This window comes from Algoriphagus boritolerans DSM 17298 = JCM 18970 (genome assembly GCF_900108085.1).
GTDB classification, from domain to species: domain Bacteria; phylum Bacteroidota; class Bacteroidia; order Cytophagales; family Cyclobacteriaceae; genus Algoriphagus; species Algoriphagus boritolerans.
The window spans coordinates 32,062-52,409 of sequence record NZ_FNVR01000025.1 but is presented as its reverse complement, the minus strand read 5'-3'; the positions used below and the strand labels follow the sequence as shown (position 1 = coordinate 52,409).

The window sequence follows — 20,348 nt, the reverse complement described above, 5'->3', positions numbered from 1 at the left end:
CTTTGGGGAAAAGCAAATTAAGGCTGCGCCAGTTCAAAAGCCAAGGTTTTGATCGCAATTGTCGGAAATCATGATTTGATACCTGTGACTTTTGACCAGATATTGCTTAGTAACCGCCTGTTTTCCTGTTGGCTTTTCAGAAAAATCATCTGGTTTTTGGCACGATGAAAGTTTTGCTCCGGGTAGCTGACCCGATAATAGATATTTCCCTGCAGGTGATCGGTGAAGAATCGCAGTCCCATGATCAGGGTCATGATTTCACCTGCTAAAAGCAAGGAATCAGTCTCTTCGGGTGATGAAAAATCCCAGACTCCTTCCCAATATCCCCTGAGCAACTCTTCAAAAATCTCCGGGAGAAGATGAATTTCACCCCATTGGATGGCAGTCTCCGGTAGACTACACGCCACAGTCCGAACCAAATCGCCAAAGTCATACATCAAGAATCCTCCCATTACCGTATCGAGATCGACCAAGGCCTCCACCTTTGTCAAATCTTGAGAAAAAATCAAATTATTGATCTTGGTATCATTATGCGTTACCCGGCTTGGTAATTGGTTTAGTTGGTTCAAATACCAATCAATAAGAGGCTTTTGGCTTAAATAGAATTCCAAAATCTCGCGTTCTTCTGACGCTATCACTGGCCTTTTTAAGCTGGCTTGTTCGAGCTTTTGAAAACGAAGATCCAAACGGTGAAAACCGGGGATGGTCTCTTGCATCAGTTCCCCGCTGATTTCTTTTGCCCATTTTGCGAATTCCCCATAGGCTTCCGCCGCCAGAAAAGCCTGATTTGAATTCTCTATTTGCTGGAGAGTTTTTCCCTTGACGAAGTCAAAAAGCCGATACTTCTTGCCTCCAATCTCTGAAAGCCCCATCCCCTCTTTGTTCAAAATCGGTAATGGAAGCAAAAATGGCAAAGCCTCGGTTTGAGCCTTTGCATGAGCACTCAGCAGTGACAGATTAAAATCTATCCGGTCAGGAAAGTTAAAAACCGATTCATTAAATCCCTGAACTACCCACTGTTTTGATTCGCTATCGATCAGGAGCGTTTCATGGATCAATCCTTCTCCCAAGGCAGAAATATGGAGCGATTGATTATTGAGAATGGGGTAAAAATGAATTAAGCTTGAGATCAGATGTGAATTCATGACGCGAAAATAGCGGGAAGAAGGAAATTTTACGGAATTTGAATTCTAGAAAAACAAAGCCTAGGCGAAGGAACAAATCCCGTTCTTATTTTTCAAAAAAATTAAAAAAGCTTTTCCTCATTAAGAGAAAATTTTTGTTAATTGTCCGCCAATTTAAACCCAGACCTTATGAATGTTACCGCCTTGGATTGGGGCATCATTGCAGCCTTCTTTATTATATCTCTTGCTATCGGGCTTTTCACTGCAAAATCAGCTGGGAGTTCTGCAAAAGAGTTTTTCCTTTCAGGTAGAAATATGCCCTGGTGGCTCCTTGGGGTATCTATGGTGGCAACCACATTCTCAGCCGATACGCCAAACTTGGTGACTGATCTTGTTCGAAAAAATGGTGTCGCGGGAAACTGGGCCTGGTGGGCTTTTTTGTTAACAGGGATGCTTACGGTGTTTGTCTATGCCAAACTCTGGAGAAGATCTGAGGCGACTACGGATTTGGAGTTTTATGAAATGCGCTATTCCGGCAAAGGAGCTGCATTTTTGAGAGGGTTTCGTGCTTTATACCTTGGGTTATTTTTCAATGTAGTGATCATGGCCACAGTGTCACTGGCAGCGATAAAAATTGGCGGAGTCATGCTGGGTTTGGAACCCTATGAAACGTTATTAATTGCATCTATTGTCACCGTATTATACAGCTCACTCGGAGGCTTGAAAGGCGTATTGCTTACTGACTTCTTCCAGTTTTTCATTGCGATGATCGGTTCATTTGGAGCAGCATACTACATTCTTGATCTGCCGGAAATTGGATCTTTGAGCAATTTGCTTTCACACGAAGTGGTATCGACCAAGCTTAACTTTCTTCCGGATTTCAGTGATCCAAACATATACATCCCGCTATTCATCATGCCTATAGCGATTCAGTGGTGGGCAACTTGGTATCCGGGTGCTGAGCCTGGAGGTGGAGGCTACATCGCACAGCGGATGCTCTCTGCAAAAGATGAGAAAAACGCAATCGGTGCGACTCTGTTTTTTAATATTGCTCACTATGCGTTGAGACCCTGGCCATGGATCTTGATTGCCCTTGCTTCTTTGGTGATCTATCCAAATATCTCAGACCTTCAAGCTGCATTCCCAAATATCCCAGTAGATAAGTTGGGAGATGATTTAGCTTATTCTGCCATGTTGACTTATTTGCCGACAGGATTGATTGGAATCGTTTTGGCTTCTTTGATCGCGGCCGTGATGTCTACGTTGTCGACACACTTGAATTGGGGATCGAGCTATATTGTGAATGATTTTTACCTGCGGTTTATGAAACCTGAGGCATCGGACAAGGAACTGGTAGCTGTTGGTCGTATTTCTACGGTTCTTCTGATGGTATTGTCCGCATTTTTGGCTTTAGCAATGTCTTCTGCCTTGGATGCCTTTGAAATTCTGCTTCAGATCGGGGCGGGTACGGGATTGATTTTTATCCTTCGTTGGTTTTGGTGGAGAATCAATGCTTATACAGAGATTTCAGCCATGGCCATTTCTTTTGTCGTTGCAATCTTTTTCGAAGTGATTAATCCAAAGGTAGAATGGATTCTAATCCCGGAAAATCAAGCTTATTTGAAATTGGTTTATTCCGTTTTAATTACAACTGTGGGTTGGTTGGCGGTGACATTCTTGACCCAACCCGAAAAGGACGAAATCCTGCTTTCATTCTACAGAAAAGTGACTCCCGCAGCATTCGGATGGAAAAAAGTACTGGATCGCTATCCGGCAGAAAAACAGGAACAAGGTCAGCTACCAAAGGAAATCGGCTTGATGCTCACTGGAACTGTGATGGTATATTCGGCGCTTTTCTCAACAGGATTCTTTATTTATGGGAATACGGTACCCGGAATCATTGCTGCTGTTATTGCTTTGGCAGGTGGTTTTGTAATTATCAGCTCCTGGAAGAATCTCAGATAGATGACCTAATTGATCAAAAAATAAAAACCTGCTTCAGCGCAATTGAGGCAGGTTTTTTAGCTTTGAATTGCACGGATCAGTTCAATCCACAAACTTCACCGAATTCATCAAGTGCGTCATATCAATTTTGATGTGTTCAATCACTGGAGCCAAAGAATCATTTTTCATTGCTGTATTGAAATATAAGGCTCCACGAAGGAAATGATCCGTAGAATCTGTCACAAAAAATTGAAACTGTGTCGGCACTTCCCCCGAAAGCTCAGCCACAACCGCTGTGTATCCATTCGGGGTTATCAAAATTCCCTCTTCAATCCCATAAGCTTTGATTTGATGCTTAGCTGTTAGTTTGAATGCGTCGTTGGAGAGGATTTCAAATTTGGTGGTTTGTCCGTCTATTTTTTTGTAGGTCAGGTGGACCTTTGCCCCAAAATCTTTGTAGTTCAAATTGATCCAAGCCTTCTCAGCCAAATTAAATGAATCGGGCTCCACCACACTTGAGGTGGGAAAATCCAACTGGTATGGGTAATCCCCGGTCAAGGGAGTGTACTTGTGCTGAGGAAGGTCTATTTTGTTGTATCCGGGAGGTTTTGGAAGCCATGATTTTTCACAGGAAGTCAAACTTGCCAGGAGTATCGACAAAATCACTAATTTCTTCATGTATCAAAATTAGACTTTCCATTTGAATTGACTGGGGAATAGTGGAACTTTAACATTCCACTAAAATCATTTACTTATGAATAAATCAATTAGATCAACATTTGTCGCGCTTTTTTCAGCGACTTTGATGCTTTTCGGAGCTATGGCACAGGCTCAGACTACTAAAGAGGAGTTTTTGAGCAAATGGGAAAACAGCAAGAAATTTACGCTGGACGTACTGGCCAAAATGCCTGATTCCGGTATGGATTATAAAACAGATCCAGGGGCTATGTCCTTCAAAGAGCAGATTCATCATATCGGGACTGCAATAGTGGGGATTTCAAAAGGTTTTTTGAAAGGTGGTGACAATGCCCCAAGTTTGGATTTGGCTGCCGCTGATCGGGCAGTACTGGCTGCTTTTATTGCTGAAGCCTATGATTATGGCGCAGCAAGTGTAAAAGCTCTCAGTGATGCCGATGCGGCCGAAAAAATCGAGGTTTTCGGAAATACCGTGAGCCGTCGGCAAGTTCAGGCACTTCTCATTGATCACAGCACCCATCACCGAGGTTCTGCGATTGCATACTTAAGAGCCAATGGCGTGGAGCCACCAGCTTTTGTCGGATTCTGAGTTTCATTTCCCCAATACGCTACCCTCTCAAGAATGAAAACTTGAGAGGGTTTATTTTTTATGATGGGTCAAAAAGTATAATTTTTGTGAATTGATTCACAAATTATATATGATATTTGTGAATTGATTCACAAATATCATATTATTTTTGTGAATTAAATCAAGAGATGAGTTTAACAACTATACACAGGCGAATTTATAGCAAAATACAACAGCGGCTTTTTCGAGGGAAAGCAATCCTGATTTTTGGCCCAAGGCAAGTTGGGAAAAGTACTTTGTGTGAATTTATCCTGAAGGAGACTAGCCTATCATTTTTTATCCTCAATGGAGATGATGGCGACGTGAGAAGCGAACTAAGTGAAACCAGTGCTACCCGGTTAAGATCGATTATTGGAAACCATAAACTGGTATTTATTGACGAGGCACAGCGAATCCCTAACATCGGGCTTACACTTAAAATATTTGTGGATCAGCTAAAGGATGTCCAGGTGATTGCCACGGGTTCTTCGGCATTTGATTTGGCCAATCTGTCCAATGAACCACTGACAGGAAGGAAATACGAGTTTTTTCTTTTTCCGCCGAGTTTTGGTGAGATGGTGGAACATCATGGACTATTGGAAGAAAAGCGACTGATCGAGCAACGACTAATTTTTGGTAGTTATCCAGAGATTATCACGCATCCAAGTGACGCAGAGGAATTACTAAAGCTTCTTTCGGGCAGCTATTTATACAAAGATCTGCTGATGCTGGAGCAGATAAAAAAGCCCGTGTTGCTCGAAAAGGTACTCAAGGCACTCGCTCTACAATTGGGAAATGAAGTCAACTACCATAAACTCGGGCAGCTAGTGGGAGCAGACAAAAATACAGTGGAGAAGTATATAGACCTATTGCAAAAGTCATACGTGATTTTCACCGTTCCAGCATTCAACAGAAACTTGAGAAATGAACTGAAAAAGGGCAAAAAGATCTATTTCTACGATTGCGGAATTCGAAATGCCATCTTGGGAAATTTCAACCCAATTGTAAAACGAACTGATGTGGGCGCACTTTGGGAAAATTATTTTCTCGTAGAGCGAATGAAATACCAAGCGTTTCGGGGAATAGATGCTAAATTTTTCTTTTGGCGTACTACTGCCAAGCAAGAAATAGACTTTGTAGAAGAGTCGGAAGGCAATCTGACTGTTTTCGAATGCAAGTGGAGTCCTAAAGCAAAAGTCAGATTCCCACTGCCATTTACCGAAGCATATCCTGATGCTAGGTTACAGACAGTCAACATTGAAAACTTTGAGAAAAATCTCGGATACGATTATTGAAAATCGAATAGACGAGATCTTTCTGAATACCTAAGAATACCTCCCCACTTCAAAGCCCTGAATTTCAATAGCGGTTTCCTTTTGCTGATGAAGTTCTGCCAGGATTTTACCTGTGGCTGGAGCAAGCGAGATCCCCATCATCGAATGTCCACTTCCTACCAAAACATTTAAGTAGTTTGGCGCGAAACCAATATAGGGAAGCCCGTCGGGTGAACAAGGACGAAGCCCTTTCCAAATCTGGTTTTCCTCAGGAAATTTTGCCTCAAAATCAGGATAATACCGGTTGATCGATTCAAAAATTCCTTTTACGCGATTCCTGTTGATGCTCTGATTCGTTCCGGCGATCTCCATGGTCCCACCAAATCGGATAGTCGCTCCATACGGGCTGACAGCAACCTTTTGCTCGGTGAGAATAGTGGCCTGCTTGATCTCAGGCTGGTTTTTTTGGATAAAAGAATACCCTTTACCTCCCATCATCGGAAGCGAAAATCCGAGCATCTTCGCCAATTCGCCAGACCAGGAACCTCCACACAGTACTACTTTCTCCACTTCAATTTTCCCATGATCAGTCAAAACTGCATCCACTTTGGATGCTGACTTTTCGAATCCAAGAACTTGGGTTTTGGTGAGAAATTTCACTCCCTTATCCCCCAGATATTTTTTCAAAAAGCTATACAAAGCCCCTGGATCCAAATGGGCGTCACCGGGAAAAAGCACAGCTCCGCGGGCTTTCAATTCCAGATTAGGTTCTACTTTTCTTAGATCGTCCTTACTCAAAATTTCAGCTTCAAGCCCATATTTTCGTGCCAGATGCGCAAATTCCACCTCCTCCTTCTCCATGGCTTCGGTCTGATAGGCCATCATCAGGCCATTTTCTACCAAGGCCATGGCTGACTCCGGATGCTCCTGCCGAAACTCCTGATACAGCGATTTGCTGAGTAGACTGAGGTTTTTTAAGAAAGGAATGGCTTTTTTGACTTGAGTTTCATTGGCAGCTTTGAAGAAAAGGAGGCACCACTGAGCGAGCTTGAGATCGAGTCGGGGATGAATGTAAAACGGACTTTTGGAAGAAAACATCCAGGAAATCCCTTTGGTAATCATTCCCGGTGCTGCAAGCGGAATGATATGGCTTGGCACGATCATGCCGGCATTGCCTGTGGAGCAATTGTCTTTGAGATCCGTTTTATCGATAACAATTACCTCGATTCCTTGCCTCTGAAGGAAATAAGCGGAAAATAATCCGACGATCCCGCCGCCGATGATGAGTGTTGGCTTCATATAATTTTGAACCAAGTACCATGTACGAAGTACCAAGTAGAGATTCTCGCAGAGATTCTTCGTACTTGGTACTTTGTACTTCGTACAGTTAGATAACTTGAAATCCATGGACATACGGGTCGTCGTCGTCCAGGATGATGGTATTGTATCCGTAAACTTTTGCCCAACCTTCGATACTTGGGATGATGGCAGGCTTTCCGGCGATCTCGGTTACTTCCTCGATCCGTCCGATAAATTTCGAGCCGATAAAGCTTTCGTGAATAAACTCATCACCAGGTTTCAGCCAACCTTTGGCAAACCACTGCGCCATCCGGGCGGAAGTCCCTGTCCCGCAGGGTGAGCGATCGATTGCTTTGTCACCATAGAAGACCGCATTTCTGGCAGTACTGCTTTCATCCCGTGTTTTTCCTGTCCAAAGCACATGCGAAAGTCCTCGAATCCTGTCATGCTCGGGATGGACAAAATCATACTTTTCGTTCATCCTCCTTCGGAGATTTCTGGCCATAGAAATCAACTGCTCGGCTCTGTAATGTTCTATTCCTTTGAAGTTTTCCTGAGGATCTACGATGCAATAGAAATTGCCTCCATAGGCTACATCCACGGTCAATTTGCCGAGCTCTTCAGTTTCAATTTCTAACCCTTCAGCTGCCAGATAGCTTTTCACATTGGTCAGCTTCACAGATTTTACCTTATTTCCCTCCTGCTTATATTCGACCAAAACCAATCCAGCCGGAGCTTCCATTCTCAAAAACCCGGGTGTCTTGGGATGGATCAAGCCTTCCTCTATGGCAATGGTGATCGTCCCGATCGTGCCATGACCACACATGGGAAGGCAGCCGGAAGTCTCTATGAAGAGCACTGCAAAGTCATTTTCCGGATTATGCGGAGGAAACAACATGGAACCGGACATCATATCATGACCTCGCGGCTCAAACATCAATCCGGTACGAATCCAGTCAAGATTTTCGAGAAAATACTGACGCTTTTCCAGCATATTGTTTCCTTTCAGAAAAGGAACTCCGCCGGAAACGACGCGAACCGGATTGCCACAGGTGTGGGCGTCTATGCAGGAGAAGGTGTGACGGGTAGACATTATTTATTCGATGTTCGAAATTTGAAATTCAAGATTCGACATTCCTTCCGTTGGAATGTTGTAAAGTGATAAAGTTGAAAGGTGAAAAAGTGCAATGAAATCTACTCATACCCTCGTAAGTCGTACTTTATTTTTGCCATTCCCCATTCACCATCCTCCAAATCCCCAAAGGATTACCGTCCCTCAACGCATCGGGGAGTAAATCCTGCGGCATATCCTGGAAAGCTATCGGGCGAACAAATCGCTTGATGGCATTGGAGCCGACTGAAGTGCTGTTTGGTGCCGTGGTAGAAGGGTACGGACCACCATGCTGCATGGCATACCCTACTTCCACACCGGTTGGGACACCTCTGAATAGCAATCTACCGCATTTTTCCTCGAGCAGATTGATGAGGAAAAGCTGATTTTTCAGTTCTTCTTTTTCCGCCCATACTGTGATCGTAAGCTGCCCATGAAGCTTTTTTGCGATCTCCAATAGTTCGTCTTCGCTTTTGTATACCACTATCAAGGCAAATGCACCGAAAACCTCCTTCTGAAAAACAGAGTCTCTCAACCAGTCAGCAGCCTTAATCTCTGCCAAGGCCGTACTACCATTGATCAGATGCTTCGGATCGGCTACTTTTACCCAGCGAAGCTCCTCTCGGGATTCTAAATATTGGATCGAATCGTAGTACGCTTGGGCAATTCCCGGGTGAAGCATGGGAGCTGAAGCAATATCATGCAATTCCGCGGCAATTGCGTTTTCGAAAGCTTTTGCCTGATCCTTAGGAACAAAAATCAACCCCGGATTGGTACAAAACTGACCAACTCCCAAGGTCAGGGATCCGACAAAGGCTTTTGCCAAAGGAACCAGTTCATTTTCCAGTTTCTTTGAAAAAGCAAAAATTGGATTCACCGATCCCATTTCTGCAAAGACCGGAATTGGCTCGTCCCGTTGACTAGCCAAATTAAAAAGTGCCATTCCACCCAAATGAGACCCCGTAAAAGCCACTGCTTTGGCAAGTGGATGCTTCACCAAGGCCTGACCTTCGGCGATTCCGCCTTCTACATGAGTAAACAGTGCAGCCGGCAATCCAGAATTCAAGATAGCCTCATGGATACAATCAGCCACTTTTTTGGAAGTTTCAGGATGAGCAGGATGTGCTTTATAGATGACAGGACAGCCCGAAGCCAAGGCAGATATGGTATCCCCTCCCGCAGTGGAAAATGCCAAAGGAAAATTACTCGCACCAAAAACGACCACAGGTCCCAGGGGTGTCAGGAATCTGCGAATATCTGCTTTGGGGAGCGGCAAACGGTCCGGATCAGCCGGATCTATGGTCGCCTCTACCCAGGAACCTTCTTTGACTAAATTGGCAAAAAGGCGGATTTGGCCTGTAGTACGTCCCAACTCCCCATTGATCCGCCCTTCGGGTAGGTTGGATTCTGCTACGGCCAACGGGACAATTACTGCCCGGTTGGCTTCGAGGATTTCAGCCAAGGTTTCTAAAAAAGCCCCCTTTTCCTTTCCCGGAATGTTTTTGTAAAAAAGAAAGGCTTCCTGGGCTGCAGTGAAAATTGTGTTGTAGGTCATAGGATTTGAAAATTGGAAAATTGAAAGATTGGAAAATTAAGAGCCATATGCATCTGTCACAGACTACAAAAGGTCTTGTGTCTAGCTTCTTGCGTCTGTTTTTACAATTTCGGCCTTTTTGCTAAGCCTTCCTTGATAATTCCCTCAATTCTTTCTCTTTCTTCTCCAATCAAGGTCAGTCTAGGCGCACGGACATGCTCTGAACCAATGCCACAATGCTGCTCGGCTAGTTTGATGTATTGTACCAATTTGGGGTGGATATCGAGCTCCAACAGTGGTAAAAACCAACGGTAGATTTCCCGGGCTTTCTCGATTTTGCCCTCCTGAACCAGATTAAAAATCACAACAGTTTCTTTCGGAAATGCACAAACCAATCCGGCAACCCAACCCACAGCCCCCATGAGCAATTCTTCCATCGCCAAAGTATCCACCCCACAAAGAATCTGAAACCGATCTCCAAATCGGTTGATCATTCGCGTTACGTTGGAGATATCCCGTGTGGATTCTTTTACCGCCTGGATAGTGGAGCATTCAGCTAATTCGGCAAACATGTCCAGCGTAACCAAAGTCTTATAATCCACCGGATTATTGTAGATCATCATTGGCAGCGAGGTTGAGTTGGCCACGGTCTTGAAGTAGGTGACTACTTCCCGAGCATCAGCTCCATATCGCATCGGTGGCAGGATCATCAATCCTGATGCTCCAAATTCTTCCGCCTTTTTGGCCCAAAACAGTGCGTCCTGAGTTGCTCCCTCGGCGATATTGAGGATGACAGGAACTTTTCCATTGAGGTAGTTTACTGTTTCCCGGGTGAGGGTGATTTTTTCTTCCTGTGATAGCACGGAACTTTCGCCCAAGGTACCCCCAAGGATTATCCCATGAACACCACTTTCCAGCTGAAAGTCAAGGTTTTTGAAAAATAAGTCCATGTCCAGACTACCGTCTGCGTGAAATTTGGTCGTGACCGCTGGGAATACGCCTTTCCAGTTCATAATCTATTGGTTTTTAGCCCAGATTTAACTGAGCTGATTTTAAATGAGCAATTTTTATCACAAATCTAGGACAGATCAGGAATGAAATCTTTCACAGAATTAATCCTTTTTGATACGTTATTGATCAAATCAGATAATTATTGGTTTATTTTATCTCAATTTGATACCATTATAGAGATATGGCCAAGATAATTTCTTTTCAGGTACCCAAGTCCCAAAAGGAGTTTGTCCGATTTCAGATCGATCGGGGAAGGTTCTTTTATGACAAACTACATCAGCATCCTCTATTGCAGTTGACAGTTATTTTGGAGGGAAAAGGCCAATTTCTCAGCGGAGATTATGTCGGGAGGTTTCAGGCCGGAGATGTATTTTTTTTGGGAGAAAATGCACCCCATGTATTCCGAAGCGATCCCGAGTTTTTTGAATCAGAAACCAAGCTATGGTCTGTTGGAAACACGATTTTCTTTGATTTTGCAGCTTTGGGGAATGCCATCGACGAGGTGGACGAATTACAACCTTTGAAGCAATTCCGGGGATTTGAAGGCCTCTGCCTTCAGCTTTCTGGGCATTCCGCTGACCTTGCAAAAGAATTTCTGAAGCAATTTGGGAAAAGCGAGGGACTGGAAAGACTTCAGCTTGCCTTTCGGATTTTATCCATTCTCGACCGGGCAGGTGGGGATTTGACCCAACTGAATGCCTCGATGTTGATGCGGGGACTTTCAGAAAAAGACGGAAGTCGGATGAATCGAATCATGCAGTTTTTAATTGAAAATCGCTTTCAAAAGATCTCTTTGGAACAGGCTGCTGCCGCAGCAAACCTTTCAAAAGAAGCCTTTTGCAGGTTTTTCAAACTAAGAACCCGAAAGACATTTACTCAATATGTGATTCAGCTTCGGATCACCGAAGCCCAAAAGCTTCTGCAGGAGACAGAAATGAACATTTCTGAAATTGCGTATCAGGTAGGTTTTGAGAATTTGTCCTACTTCAACCGAAGTTTTAAAAGTGCTGTGGGAATTTCACCGAGGGAATTCCGCAGCTAAATTAGACAAGGAAAATTGTAGGAACTTGTCCCTTTTTGGGGAATTTTTTACCGGTTATCGTTCAAATCGCATTCTCAAATCCCCTTCATGAGCCGGCACTAAATGATCCTAAAATATTGATTTTCTGATTTTTAAATCGTCATTTTTAGGAATGAAGACATTGAAAGTTGATCAGGGCATATCCTTTGGACTTAGCCTATCAGAGAAATTCACCTCGAATTAAAAAGGATCTCTTACTCAGAGATGATTTTTAACAGAGTAATTCCTTACCTGATGGTAGGTAGGTCCTGAAACAAGCCTGATTAGGTAGGATTGGGACGGCATATTTAACATTTAAAACAAACCAATCACATGAAAAAAATTTTCATCACCGCATTTGCTCTTATTCTGAGCATCACCGCGTTCGCCCAAACTGAACGGAGTTTGGAAGATATTGACGAGTCCAATTCCTGGCTGAAAGTCGGAGCTTTGATCGCTGCACCATCAGGTGAAGTAGCCAACTATTCCTCTTTCATTTTTGGGCTTGATGTAGCTGCTCAATTCCTGAGAACAAACAATTTTGGAATCGGATTAGCTACCGGTTATACCAAGTACTTTGAAAAGTCAGAAGCTCCTGCTTTCCAGGGAATGAATGATGGATTTGGTGCAGTTCCATTGGGACTTATGTTGAGATACTACCCTCAGCCAGAAGGTTTATTCGTGGGTACTGATGTAGGCTATACCTTTCTGTCCGGGGTCACTTCCGAAAATACAGGCGGTGGTTACATCCGTCCGATGTTAGGTTATCACAATTACAACTGGAACGTGTTCGCTTTCTACAACCACATCTTCAGACCTGAGACAACCATTGATGTACAGAGTATCGGCATTGCTTTGACTCGTAATCTTAGATTTAACTAACACTATAGACCAACCCACTATGAAACGGAATTCAATTTCTGCCTTTTTAGCTTTAAGTCTGTTCTTTGGACTATCCCTAATTCATCAGGCCGTCGGACAGGATAAAGGACTGGATATCAAAATAGATCTAAGTCCAGAGCCCGTCTGGTACGAACAAACTTGGCTACTGGTAGCAGCCGGTGCGGCAGTATTCGTTCTAATTCTGGTGGCCATTTTGAAAAATAACGGCAAAAAAACAGGATAAATTTTTAAGAGTCAGACCTCAGGGTTTGACTCTTTTTTTTGAATCAAATCAATTGGATAAACTAATTTCAGGATTTATTGATTCACCTTTTTTACTTTTTGATTTGGATTTAGAATGAAAATTTGATCTTTGAGAAGGTAGTTTTCTATTCATTTTCAGCTTTAGTTTTTCGATTCGATAAATCATACAACCATCTGATTTTAATTTACTTAGCAGCAGATTTATGCTATTAGTGCGCTGAATTTTGACAAATTTTGTCCCTTTTTTAAGCTGTTTTGCCTATATTTAGGTGTTCACCTTTTTGTTGAGAGCTCCCGCTCTTATCAGTTTTTAATCTATACATCATGTCAAAAACAATCATTGTCTCCAATCGCCTTCCAATCAGTCTACGTCATAGAAATGGCCGATTTGAATTCAAACCCTCAGCAGGAGGTTTGGCCACGGGTCTGGGCTCTATCTACAAAAGCGGCGATAATATCTGGATCGGCTGGCCAGGTAACACGGTCGAAGACCCTGAACAGCGTGCGGAAATCATCCTTGAACTGAATGATCTGAAGATGTCTCCTGTCTTTCTGACCAAAAAGGACGTGGAGCAGTTTTACGAGGGGTTTAGCAACGAAACACTCTGGCCTGCATTCCATTATTTCACCCAATACATGGTATACAATCCCGACCATTGGGACGCCTATGTTCGGGTAAATCAGAAATTTTGTGACGCAATTTTAAAAAAGGCCGGACTGAATGACACCATTTGGGTGCATGACTATCAATTACTTCTTCTACCCCAAATGCTTCGGGAAGCACTTCCGGAGGCCACGATAGCCTTTTTCCAACACATCCCCTTTCCCTCCTATGAAATACTTCGGATGATTCCTTGGAGAAAGGAGCTACTAGAAGGTGTCATTGGGGCCGACTTGATCGGATTTCATACTTTTGATGACGTGCGACACTTTTTGAGCGCGGTAGATAGGATTACAGGATTCTACTCCGAAAGTGGTTACATCCAATCGGAAAACCGGATCATCAATGTAGATTCTTTCCCCATGGGAATTGACTATGACAAATTTGCAAACCAAGCCATTAGTAAGCGAACCCAAAATATTGTCAAAAAATTCAGGAAACAAGTCGGGGATCAAAAGCTCATCATCACCATAGACCGATTGGATTATTCCAAAGGTATTCCCAAGCGAATTCAAGCTTTTCACCAACTCTTAAAGGAGAAAAAAGAGCTCCATGGCAATGTTTCCATGATCATGATCGTCGTGCCGAGTCGGGACAAAGTCCAGTCCTACAAAGAGCTCAAAGAAGAAATCGACCTCCTCGTGGGTAGAATCAATTCTGAGTACTCGACACTGAATTGGGTGCCGGTGCATTATTTCTACCGAAGCTTCCCTTTCGAAGAGTTGAGTGCATTTTACAGCATGTCCGATATTGCTTTGGTCACCCCGCTGAGGGACGGGATGAATCTTGTCTGCAAGGAGTTTGTTGCTAGCAAAACCGATCAGACTGGGGTATTGATACTCTCAGAGATGGCCGGAGCTTCCAAGGAATTGCAGGATGCTATTCTCGTGAATCCAAACGATCAGCGAGCAATTATCGATGCCATCTACCAAGCGCTGACCATGAAGCCTGAGGAACAAAATCAACGGATTGCCTCCATGCAGGCGAGTCTCAAACGATACGATGTGTTCCAGTGGGTGAAGGTATTCATGGATCGCCTGGACCACGTCAAAAACAAACAGGCTGAACTTAACTCCAAGGACGTGGATGCAAAAGTCATTTCTGAGATTCAGACCAAATTTAAATCAGCCAAAAAACCTATTCTTTTTCTGGATTACGACGGTACGTTGACGGGATTCAAATCCAATCCTCAAGATGCCGTACCTGACAATGAATTGAAATCACTTATAAAAGGATTGAGCGAAAAATCACAGGTGGTCATCATCTCTGGCCGAGATAAAGATACCCTCGGGCGATGGTTTCATGGCCAGAAAATCGACATGATTGCGGAGCATGGGGTGTGGGTCAAAATGAACGGCTCCAATGAAGACTGGAAATTGTATGCTGACGCGGATGACAGCTGGAAAGAAGACATTCGGACGGCTATGGAATACTATGTGCTGCGCACTCCGGGAGCTTTCATCGAAGAAAAACATCACTCCCTCGTCTGGCATTACCGGAAAGTGGAAAGTGGACTCGGAGACCTCCGTATGCGTGAGCTTTTCAGCCATATCAAGTACATGGCAAGGGGATATAATCTGCAAGTCCTGGAAGGCAATATGGTGTTGGAAATCAAGCGGCCCGACATCAATAAAGGGCGAGCTGCTACTGCCCTCATGAAAGGAAACGAATACGATTTTATCTTGGCAATCGGTGATGATTGGACCGACGAAGATACATTCAAAGCAATGCCTAAAAACGCCTATTCCATCCGGGTAGGTTATGCTTATACCCAGGCAAATTACAACATCAAATCGGTCTCCCAAGTGAGAAATCTATTGACTAAAATGATCCAATAAACACTCACTTTAGTAACAAGTAAGCCCGCTAATTTTGGTCAATTTGACAGATTATCGGGCTTTTTTGCTAAAAATCTTCAGAATTCAAATCCTCAGAGAAAATTCGGGCGATCCAGTTTTTTTCCAATTCGGAAAGCTGCATTCATCAAGCCCACATGTGAATACGCCTGAGGAAAATTTCCCCATTGACTTCCTGTCTTATAGTCCACATCCTCAGAGAAAAGCTGCAGATGATTGCAATACCGGGTAAGTGTTTCAAAGCCTTCAATTGCCTCATCCAGCCGATTTACGCAGGCAAGGGCCTCGATATACCAAAACGCGCAGATCAGAAAAGTGGTCTCAGGAACCCCAAAATCATCCCTATGCTTGTACCGATAGAATAGAAAATCCTGAGCCAAAAGCTCTTTTTCCAATTCTTTCAAATGATTATTTGCCCGCTCGATATCCTGACCAAAGTACCCCATGGTGATCAATTGAAGGGTACTTGCATCCATGTGATTTGCTCCGATAGCCTGAGAATAGGCCTTTCGATCCGGGAGGTAACAGGCCTCGATTTTCTGGGCAGCTTCATCCCGGAGGTAAATCGCCTTCTGATAGAGCGTGTCATTTTTCAGCCGGATACCGATTTTGGCTGCGGCAGAAGCCCCTGCCCAATGAAACAAAAACGTATAGCAATGTTCTTGGGCTAGATTTCGAAATTCCCATAATCCCGCATCTTTTTCGTGCATGGTCGCTTCGATTTTGTCCAAAAGGTTCAAAATCATCGGTGCCGAAAAGCTCCGCTCCGCCTCTGTAAATCGCTGATCAGAATACAGTGGGAGCAGTGAAACGAGAACCTGTCCGTACAGATCATTTTGAATATGTGTATAGGCCTGATTTCCAAACCGTACAGGTCTATTCCCAAGGTAACCTGCCAATGTTGAAATCTCTTCGATCAAAAGTGAATCTCCGGTGATAGAATAAAGAGGCTGATAGCGCCCATCTTCACCCACTGGGAGATTTAGGATAAACTCGAAATACTTCTCCAACTCCTCGAAGTGGCCGATACTGTTGAATGCAGTCAGTGTGTAATAGCTGTCTCTGATCCAGCAGTAGCGATAATCCCAGTTTCGGGTGGACCCAGGTGACTCAGGCAGGGAGGTAGTAGACGCTGCGATGATTGCTCCGGTATCTTCATATTGGTGAATTTTCAAAATCAAGGCAGACCGTAATACCAGCTTCTGATGAAAATTAGAAATGCTCGTAGACTTGACCCAAAATCTCCAATAGTCTACTGTGGACTGCAAAAATCGCTCTGAAGTGGATTCGATTGCCGCTTCCAGCGGTCGACCATATGTGAGCACAAGGTAAATTGGACGCTGAAGTGCAAATGATTTCCCATCGCAAATGTAGCTCAGTGGAGCATTGGTCGTCAGTCTGACTTCCTGATCCACTCCCATATACCGGATATGGTTGCTTCCCAGACTTGGTGCCAATTTGATTTCCCCCCGTTCATTAACCGGCTGACAGGTCACTCGAATCCTCGGCGAACCTGAGAGTGGCTCCACTTTCCGGATGAGCATTAATGGCTTGTAGTAGCGATCAAAGTTTTTGAAGCGCGGAGCAAAGTCAGTGACGCGGTAGCTGTTTGCACCCGAAACAATATCTGTCTGGAGGACATTCGTATTTTCCAAATAAGCCTGATTGGATTCAAACTTTCCCGATTCGGGCAGTATGGTAAATTCTCCCCCCTTTTCACGATCCAACATCCCTCCGAAAATAAAGTCAGAATCAAATCGGGGAAAACATAACCAGCTGACATTTGTGTCTTTTTCGATATGGGCGATATACGCGCAATTTCCGATCAGGCCGGATTGGTAACTATGCTTTGGCATGGTGATTAAGTGTGTTTGGAAAAAAGTGCAGGCTATCGGGTCAATGGTCAATAAACTAAAATTGAATCTTTTAAGCAAAATAATTACAGCTGGTTTCTTCTGAAATTGAATAAAACCTATAATCGAAAGAAATTAACTGCAAATAATGTTCATTTCTCTTGAAGATTTTTCCTGACAAAAAAAACGGGGAAATCTCCTGTTTGGAATTGAGATCCATCACTTCTGCAGCATAATCCAGCCTTTAGGGTCAACTATCGGAATGCTGGTGCTTTTCACCTCAGTCGCCTTAGGACCGAGATTAAGGCGTTGAATTCCCTCGGAGGTTTGTACTTCTACCGGCATTTCAAAATCAATATCCTGAAGCGAAATTGAGAAGCCGTTTTTCCCTCTTTTGCTTACTTTCAGCTTTGGTAGATCTGTAGAAAAGAGGTAAAGTTCAAAAAAACCTTCAAGATCCTGATTGGAATAGGTTTGGACAAAATCAGTAAAATCTTTGGTATTGACCCGGTTTTGGTAGGTGAATCGCTCATCAGAAGCAAAGGCTTTGATCATTGGAAAAAAGACTTCATCGCCCAATACTCCCCTCAGAGAATGGATAACCATCGCTCCCTTGGTGTAGATCTCAGGATGATAGGCCTGTTCTTCGGTAGAATTTAGCGGGCTAACCACCGGCTTGGCATGTGGGATATTTTTGGCTTCTGATTTCACTTTTGTAAAATAAGCCTCAGGTCCACCATGCTCCCAATAAAACAGCCAATCCCCATAGGCCGTCAACCCCTCGTGAATCCACATATCCGCCCAATCCCCGACCGATACCTTATTCCCAAACCATTCGTGTCCCAGTTCATGATGAAGCAGCCAATCATAGTTGACTTTTCCCATCGGGACAAACTGGAAATTGTTACCATAGGCATTGATCGTCTGATGCTCCATACCGAGGTAGGGAGTCTCGACGACAGCGATTTTATCCGCGGGAAAGGGGAATGCACCAAAATACTTTTCTTGAGTCTCGGTACTGATTTTCAACACCTCAAGTAAGTCCTTGGCCCGATCCCGATTTTCCTGTAGCACCCACACATGCATGGGAATGATTTCTCCTGAAGAAGATTTGAAACCCAATTTTTCTTCCTGAAAAATCCCCATGGTGAAGTTGATATTGTACACATTGATCGGGTAGGAAGTGGACCAATGGTAGGTGACTTTCTCATCTTTTTCCGTGGTCTGCATCAAGCGGCCATTGGAAGCCACGAAGTACGGTCTGGGTACGGTGATGATGATCTCAGCCCCTTCGCTGGGCTCGCTGGATGGATGATCCAGGGCAGGCATGAATACCTGCGATCCTTCTCCTTGGGAGGATAATCCCATCCAGTGATTCTCAAATTGATCCTTTTCCCAGGTAAACCCGCCCATCCAGGGTGGATTTTGCGCTAGGGGCGTTTTACCTCCATAAAACACCTGCACCTGATCGCAGGTACAATCGACTGGAATGATATCCAAAATGTCATTTCGGTGATAAAAGCCAACCTCTCTCCCATCCATCACTACCTTTTCCACCAGATATTCATCGATGAGATTAAGTCGGAGGGTATCAAGTTTCTCCTCAGCAGAAAAAGTGATCGTATTTGATCCTTGGATGGATTGACTTTCGGGCAAAATCTCCAATTCCAGTCGATAGTGCCGGATAGTAAACTTCTGCTGAAGGGGGTCAAGTGGACCTCCCCAATCCCAGTTTTGAGCAAGAATCAACTGCGAAATCAGAAGAAAAAGTGAGGTTAGGGTAAATTTTCTCATGGGATTAAAAGCTTTTGCCTTAAGATAAGCGGAAAAGGATTTCTTACAATGGGACTCCAAAGTCTTCGGAGTGTTTTTCTGAAATTTTTCCGTGCAGGAAGGCGACCTGCCCAAGATCTCCTGAAAAAGGGTATTCCTGATACTTAGTGTAACCCTGATTGTAAAAAAAGAAAAGCCGCTTTGGTCAGCGGCTCGAATTTTATTCTTCTGAATAATTGAAGGAATCTATCTGCTCTTTGACCCAGTCTTCATATTTTCCTTTGCGGTATTGTGCCCATTCTGCTTTGTACTTGGATCCGTCAATCAGGAATTTAAAGCCAGTCGAAGCTTTGGGTTTACTCAGCGCATTGACCAGGTCTTCTGCCAGATTTCTTTCTTTTACTTTACGGTCAACGAAATCCTGCATCATCTGATATTCTTGTGCGGGCTCCATTTTGGTAAACTCGGCGAAGTTGTCGGGATTCTCATCGATTTCGTCGAGAATATCCTCTTCCGCCTCAGTCAGGTCGTAGTTGAAGTAATCTTCGTCGTCAGGCATTTGGTGGATCTTCTTCTTGTCGATTTGGTAGAAGCAGATCATTCCTTTAATTAATTGGGTAGCAATATGATCTACCTCTTTTTCATTAAGCGAAAGCATGGATGGTGTTCAAGATTTTTACAAAAATAATCAAAGTTGAATTTCAACAAATTGTTTGAATGTTAGCAATCTAAAAGCCAAAATATAGGCTTATTTCTTACGATTTATGATTTTTTTCAAAACATCGGTATCCAGTTGATGTCCTCCTTCGAAAAATAAGCGCATCACCTCCTTGCCAAGTCCTGCTATCAGTTCATCCTGCATTTGGATACTCTCCGGAGTGATCAACTCATCTTTTTCCCCCAAAACCAAAATTAAGTCTGTTTCAGCAAACGCGTCATTGGCCACATCTAGGTTCAAATCATGCGCAAATCCCCCTGACCAAAGAACCAAGGTGTCAATTTTACCTTTCCAGACACTCGCCCAGCGCGTTGCTGTTGCGGCTCCCTGAGAAAATCCCAAAACATTGATTTTAGGTTTTTTTTCGTAATGGTCAAGATAACTATCGATCAAGGTATCCAGTAATCGGTGATTGTTTTCAATAGCCGTCTCCCGTTCATGCTTAGTCATCCAGTTTGCTCCCACACGTCCCTGAAATCCTTCCAGGTAATTGTAATTCGTGCCTTCAGGAGCGATGAAGAGTCGATCTTCAGAAAAAAATGACTTGAATTTCCGAATGAAAAATTCCGCGAGTTGACCATAGCCATGTACGACAAGCCAAATTTCGTTTTCCCTGAAAGTGGGTTCCTGTGAAAGAAAATAATGGGATTCGTATTCAAAACGGATGGATTGCTTCACTTT

Annotated in this window: 17 protein-coding genes; 7 read left to right on the top strand and 10 right to left on the bottom strand. The window is 43.7% G+C overall.

Annotated elements, in window-relative coordinates:
- Window positions 1-68: 68 nt before the first annotated feature.
- Window positions 69-1,145, bottom strand: coding sequence for a phosphotransferase enzyme family protein (locus C4S61_RS17035; RefSeq protein WP_103926009.1), 1,077 nt, complete (start codon window positions 1,143-1,145; stop codon window positions 69-71).
- A gap of 168 nt (window positions 1,146-1,313) precedes the next feature.
- On the opposite strand from C4S61_RS17035, the gene C4S61_RS17030 reads away from it, so the two are divergent.
- Window positions 1,314-3,089 (top strand): sodium:solute symporter family protein, encoded by a 1,776-nt coding sequence (locus C4S61_RS17030; RefSeq protein WP_103926008.1) that lies wholly within the window; start codon window positions 1,314-1,316, stop codon window positions 3,087-3,089.
- An 81-nt stretch (window positions 3,090-3,170) separates the two neighbouring features.
- Here C4S61_RS17030 and gldD read toward each other — a convergent pair whose 3' ends face one another.
- Window positions 3,171-3,746, bottom strand: a complete 576-nt coding sequence (gene gldD, locus C4S61_RS17025; RefSeq protein WP_103926007.1) for a gliding motility lipoprotein GldD — start codon at window positions 3,744-3,746, stop codon at window positions 3,171-3,173.
- A gap of 76 nt (window positions 3,747-3,822) precedes the next feature.
- Between gldD and C4S61_RS17020 the strand changes: the two genes are divergently transcribed.
- Together C4S61_RS17020 and C4S61_RS17015 are read left to right on the top strand one after the other, a co-directional pair.
- The gene (locus C4S61_RS17020) at window positions 3,823-4,353 is read left to right on the top strand and encodes a DinB family protein (protein WP_103926006.1); all 531 of its coding nucleotides are present in this window, start codon (window positions 3,823-3,825) and stop codon (window positions 4,351-4,353) included.
- Window positions 4,354-4,520: 167 nt separating this feature from the next.
- Window positions 4,521-5,666 (top strand): ATP-binding protein, encoded by a 1,146-nt coding sequence (locus tag C4S61_RS17015; protein ID WP_103926005.1) that lies wholly within the window; start codon window positions 4,521-4,523, stop codon window positions 5,664-5,666.
- A gap of 30 nt (window positions 5,667-5,696) precedes the next feature.
- On the opposite strand, the gene C4S61_RS17010 is transcribed toward C4S61_RS17015, so the two are convergent.
- The 4 genes from C4S61_RS17010 to C4S61_RS16995 all read right to left on the bottom strand — a co-directional run bounded on the left by C4S61_RS17010 (window position 5,697) and on the right by C4S61_RS16995 (window position 10,602).
- Window positions 5,697-6,944: an NAD(P)/FAD-dependent oxidoreductase gene (locus tag C4S61_RS17010; RefSeq protein ID WP_103926004.1), complete on the bottom strand. Its 1,248-nt coding sequence runs from the start codon at window positions 6,942-6,944 to the stop codon at window positions 5,697-5,699.
- A gap of 88 nt (window positions 6,945-7,032) precedes the next feature.
- Window positions 7,033-8,037, bottom strand: coding sequence for a 4-hydroxyproline epimerase (locus C4S61_RS17005; protein WP_103926003.1), 1,005 nt, complete (start codon window positions 8,035-8,037; stop codon window positions 7,033-7,035).
- A 127-nt stretch (window positions 8,038-8,164) separates the two neighbouring features.
- Window positions 8,165-9,610, bottom strand: a complete 1,446-nt coding sequence (locus C4S61_RS17000) for an aldehyde dehydrogenase (NADP(+)) (RefSeq protein ID WP_103926002.1) — start codon at window positions 9,608-9,610, stop codon at window positions 8,165-8,167.
- A gap of 101 nt (window positions 9,611-9,711) precedes the next feature.
- Window positions 9,712-10,602: a dihydrodipicolinate synthase family protein gene (locus C4S61_RS16995; RefSeq protein ID WP_103926001.1), complete on the bottom strand. Its 891-nt coding sequence runs from the start codon at window positions 10,600-10,602 to the stop codon at window positions 9,712-9,714.
- 179 nt (window positions 10,603-10,781) lie between these two features.
- Here C4S61_RS16995 and C4S61_RS16990 point away from each other — a divergent pair, with 179 nt between their 5' ends.
- The 4 genes from C4S61_RS16990 (at window position 10,782) to C4S61_RS16975 (ending at window position 15,305) form a co-directional block, all read left to right on the top strand.
- Complete coding sequence (locus C4S61_RS16990; RefSeq protein ID WP_103926000.1) at window positions 10,782-11,642, top strand: AraC family transcriptional regulator; 861 nt, start codon at window positions 10,782-10,784, stop codon at window positions 11,640-11,642.
- Window positions 11,643-11,993: 351 nt separating this feature from the next.
- The gene (locus tag C4S61_RS16985; RefSeq protein WP_103925999.1) at window positions 11,994-12,542 is read left to right on the top strand and encodes a hypothetical protein; all 549 of its coding nucleotides are present in this window, start codon (window positions 11,994-11,996) and stop codon (window positions 12,540-12,542) included.
- A gap of 19 nt (window positions 12,543-12,561) precedes the next feature.
- Complete coding sequence (locus C4S61_RS16980; protein WP_103925998.1) at window positions 12,562-12,786, top strand: hypothetical protein; 225 nt, start codon at window positions 12,562-12,564, stop codon at window positions 12,784-12,786.
- 344 nt (window positions 12,787-13,130) lie between these two features.
- On the top strand, window positions 13,131-15,305 hold the full coding sequence (locus C4S61_RS16975; protein WP_103925997.1) for a bifunctional alpha,alpha-trehalose-phosphate synthase (UDP-forming)/trehalose-phosphatase: 2,175 nt from the start codon (window positions 13,131-13,133) through the stop codon (window positions 15,303-15,305).
- A 92-nt stretch (window positions 15,306-15,397) separates the two neighbouring features.
- Here the strand turns inward: C4S61_RS16975 and C4S61_RS16970 are convergent, their stop codons facing one another.
- The 4 genes from C4S61_RS16970 to C4S61_RS16955 form a co-directional block, all read right to left on the bottom strand.
- Window positions 15,398-17,179, bottom strand: coding sequence for a glycoside hydrolase family 15 protein (locus C4S61_RS16970; protein WP_103925996.1), 1,782 nt, complete (start codon window positions 17,177-17,179; stop codon window positions 15,398-15,400).
- Between the two features lie 216 nt (window positions 17,180-17,395).
- A complete protein-coding gene (locus C4S61_RS16965) occupies window positions 17,396-18,970 on the bottom strand; it encodes a M1 family metallopeptidase (protein WP_103925995.1) in 1,575 nt (524 codons plus the stop codon).
- A 199-nt stretch (window positions 18,971-19,169) separates the two neighbouring features.
- Window positions 19,170-19,607, bottom strand: a complete 438-nt coding sequence (locus tag C4S61_RS16960) for a UPF0158 family protein (protein ID WP_103925994.1) — start codon at window positions 19,605-19,607, stop codon at window positions 19,170-19,172.
- A 90-nt stretch (window positions 19,608-19,697) separates the two neighbouring features.
- Window positions 19,698-20,345: an alpha/beta hydrolase gene (locus C4S61_RS16955; RefSeq protein WP_103925993.1), complete on the bottom strand. Its 648-nt coding sequence runs from the start codon at window positions 20,343-20,345 to the stop codon at window positions 19,698-19,700.
- Between the last annotated feature and the right edge of the window lie 3 nt (window positions 20,346-20,348).

Coding starts and splice junctions, on each gene's coding strand:
- C4S61_RS17035 (WP_103926009.1), bottom strand. CDS start 1,145: ATGAATTCACATCTGATCTCAAGCTTAATTCATTTTTACCCCATTCTC.
- C4S61_RS16970 (WP_103925996.1), bottom strand. CDS start 17,179: ATGCCAAAGCATAGTTACCAATCCGGCCTGATCGGAAATTGCGCGTAT.
- C4S61_RS16960 (WP_103925994.1), bottom strand. CDS start 19,607: ATGCTTTCGCTTAATGAAAAAGAGGTAGATCATATTGCTACCCAATTA.
- C4S61_RS16965 (WP_103925995.1), bottom strand. CDS start 18,970: ATGAGAAAATTTACCCTAACCTCACTTTTTCTTCTGATTTCGCAGTTG.
- C4S61_RS17005 (WP_103926003.1), bottom strand. CDS start 8,037: ATGTCTACCCGTCACACCTTCTCCTGCATAGACGCCCACACCTGTGGC.
- C4S61_RS16995 (WP_103926001.1), bottom strand. CDS start 10,602: ATGAACTGGAAAGGCGTATTCCCAGCGGTCACGACCAAATTTCACGCA.
- C4S61_RS17020 (WP_103926006.1), top strand. CDS start 3,823: ATGAATAAATCAATTAGATCAACATTTGTCGCGCTTTTTTCAGCGACT.
- C4S61_RS16975 (WP_103925997.1), top strand. CDS start 13,131: ATGTCAAAAACAATCATTGTCTCCAATCGCCTTCCAATCAGTCTACGT.
- C4S61_RS17015 (WP_103926005.1), top strand. CDS start 4,521: ATGAGTTTAACAACTATACACAGGCGAATTTATAGCAAAATACAACAG.
- C4S61_RS16990 (WP_103926000.1), top strand. CDS start 10,782: ATGGCCAAGATAATTTCTTTTCAGGTACCCAAGTCCCAAAAGGAGTTT.
- C4S61_RS16980 (WP_103925998.1), top strand. CDS start 12,562: ATGAAACGGAATTCAATTTCTGCCTTTTTAGCTTTAAGTCTGTTCTTT.
- C4S61_RS17000 (WP_103926002.1), bottom strand. CDS start 9,610: ATGACCTACAACACAATTTTCACTGCAGCCCAGGAAGCCTTTCTTTTT.
- gldD (WP_103926007.1), bottom strand. CDS start 3,746: ATGAAGAAATTAGTGATTTTGTCGATACTCCTGGCAAGTTTGACTTCC.
- C4S61_RS17030 (WP_103926008.1), top strand. CDS start 1,314: ATGAATGTTACCGCCTTGGATTGGGGCATCATTGCAGCCTTCTTTATT.
- C4S61_RS16985 (WP_103925999.1), top strand. CDS start 11,994: ATGAAAAAAATTTTCATCACCGCATTTGCTCTTATTCTGAGCATCACC.
- C4S61_RS17010 (WP_103926004.1), bottom strand. CDS start 6,944: ATGAAGCCAACACTCATCATCGGCGGCGGGATCGTCGGATTATTTTCC.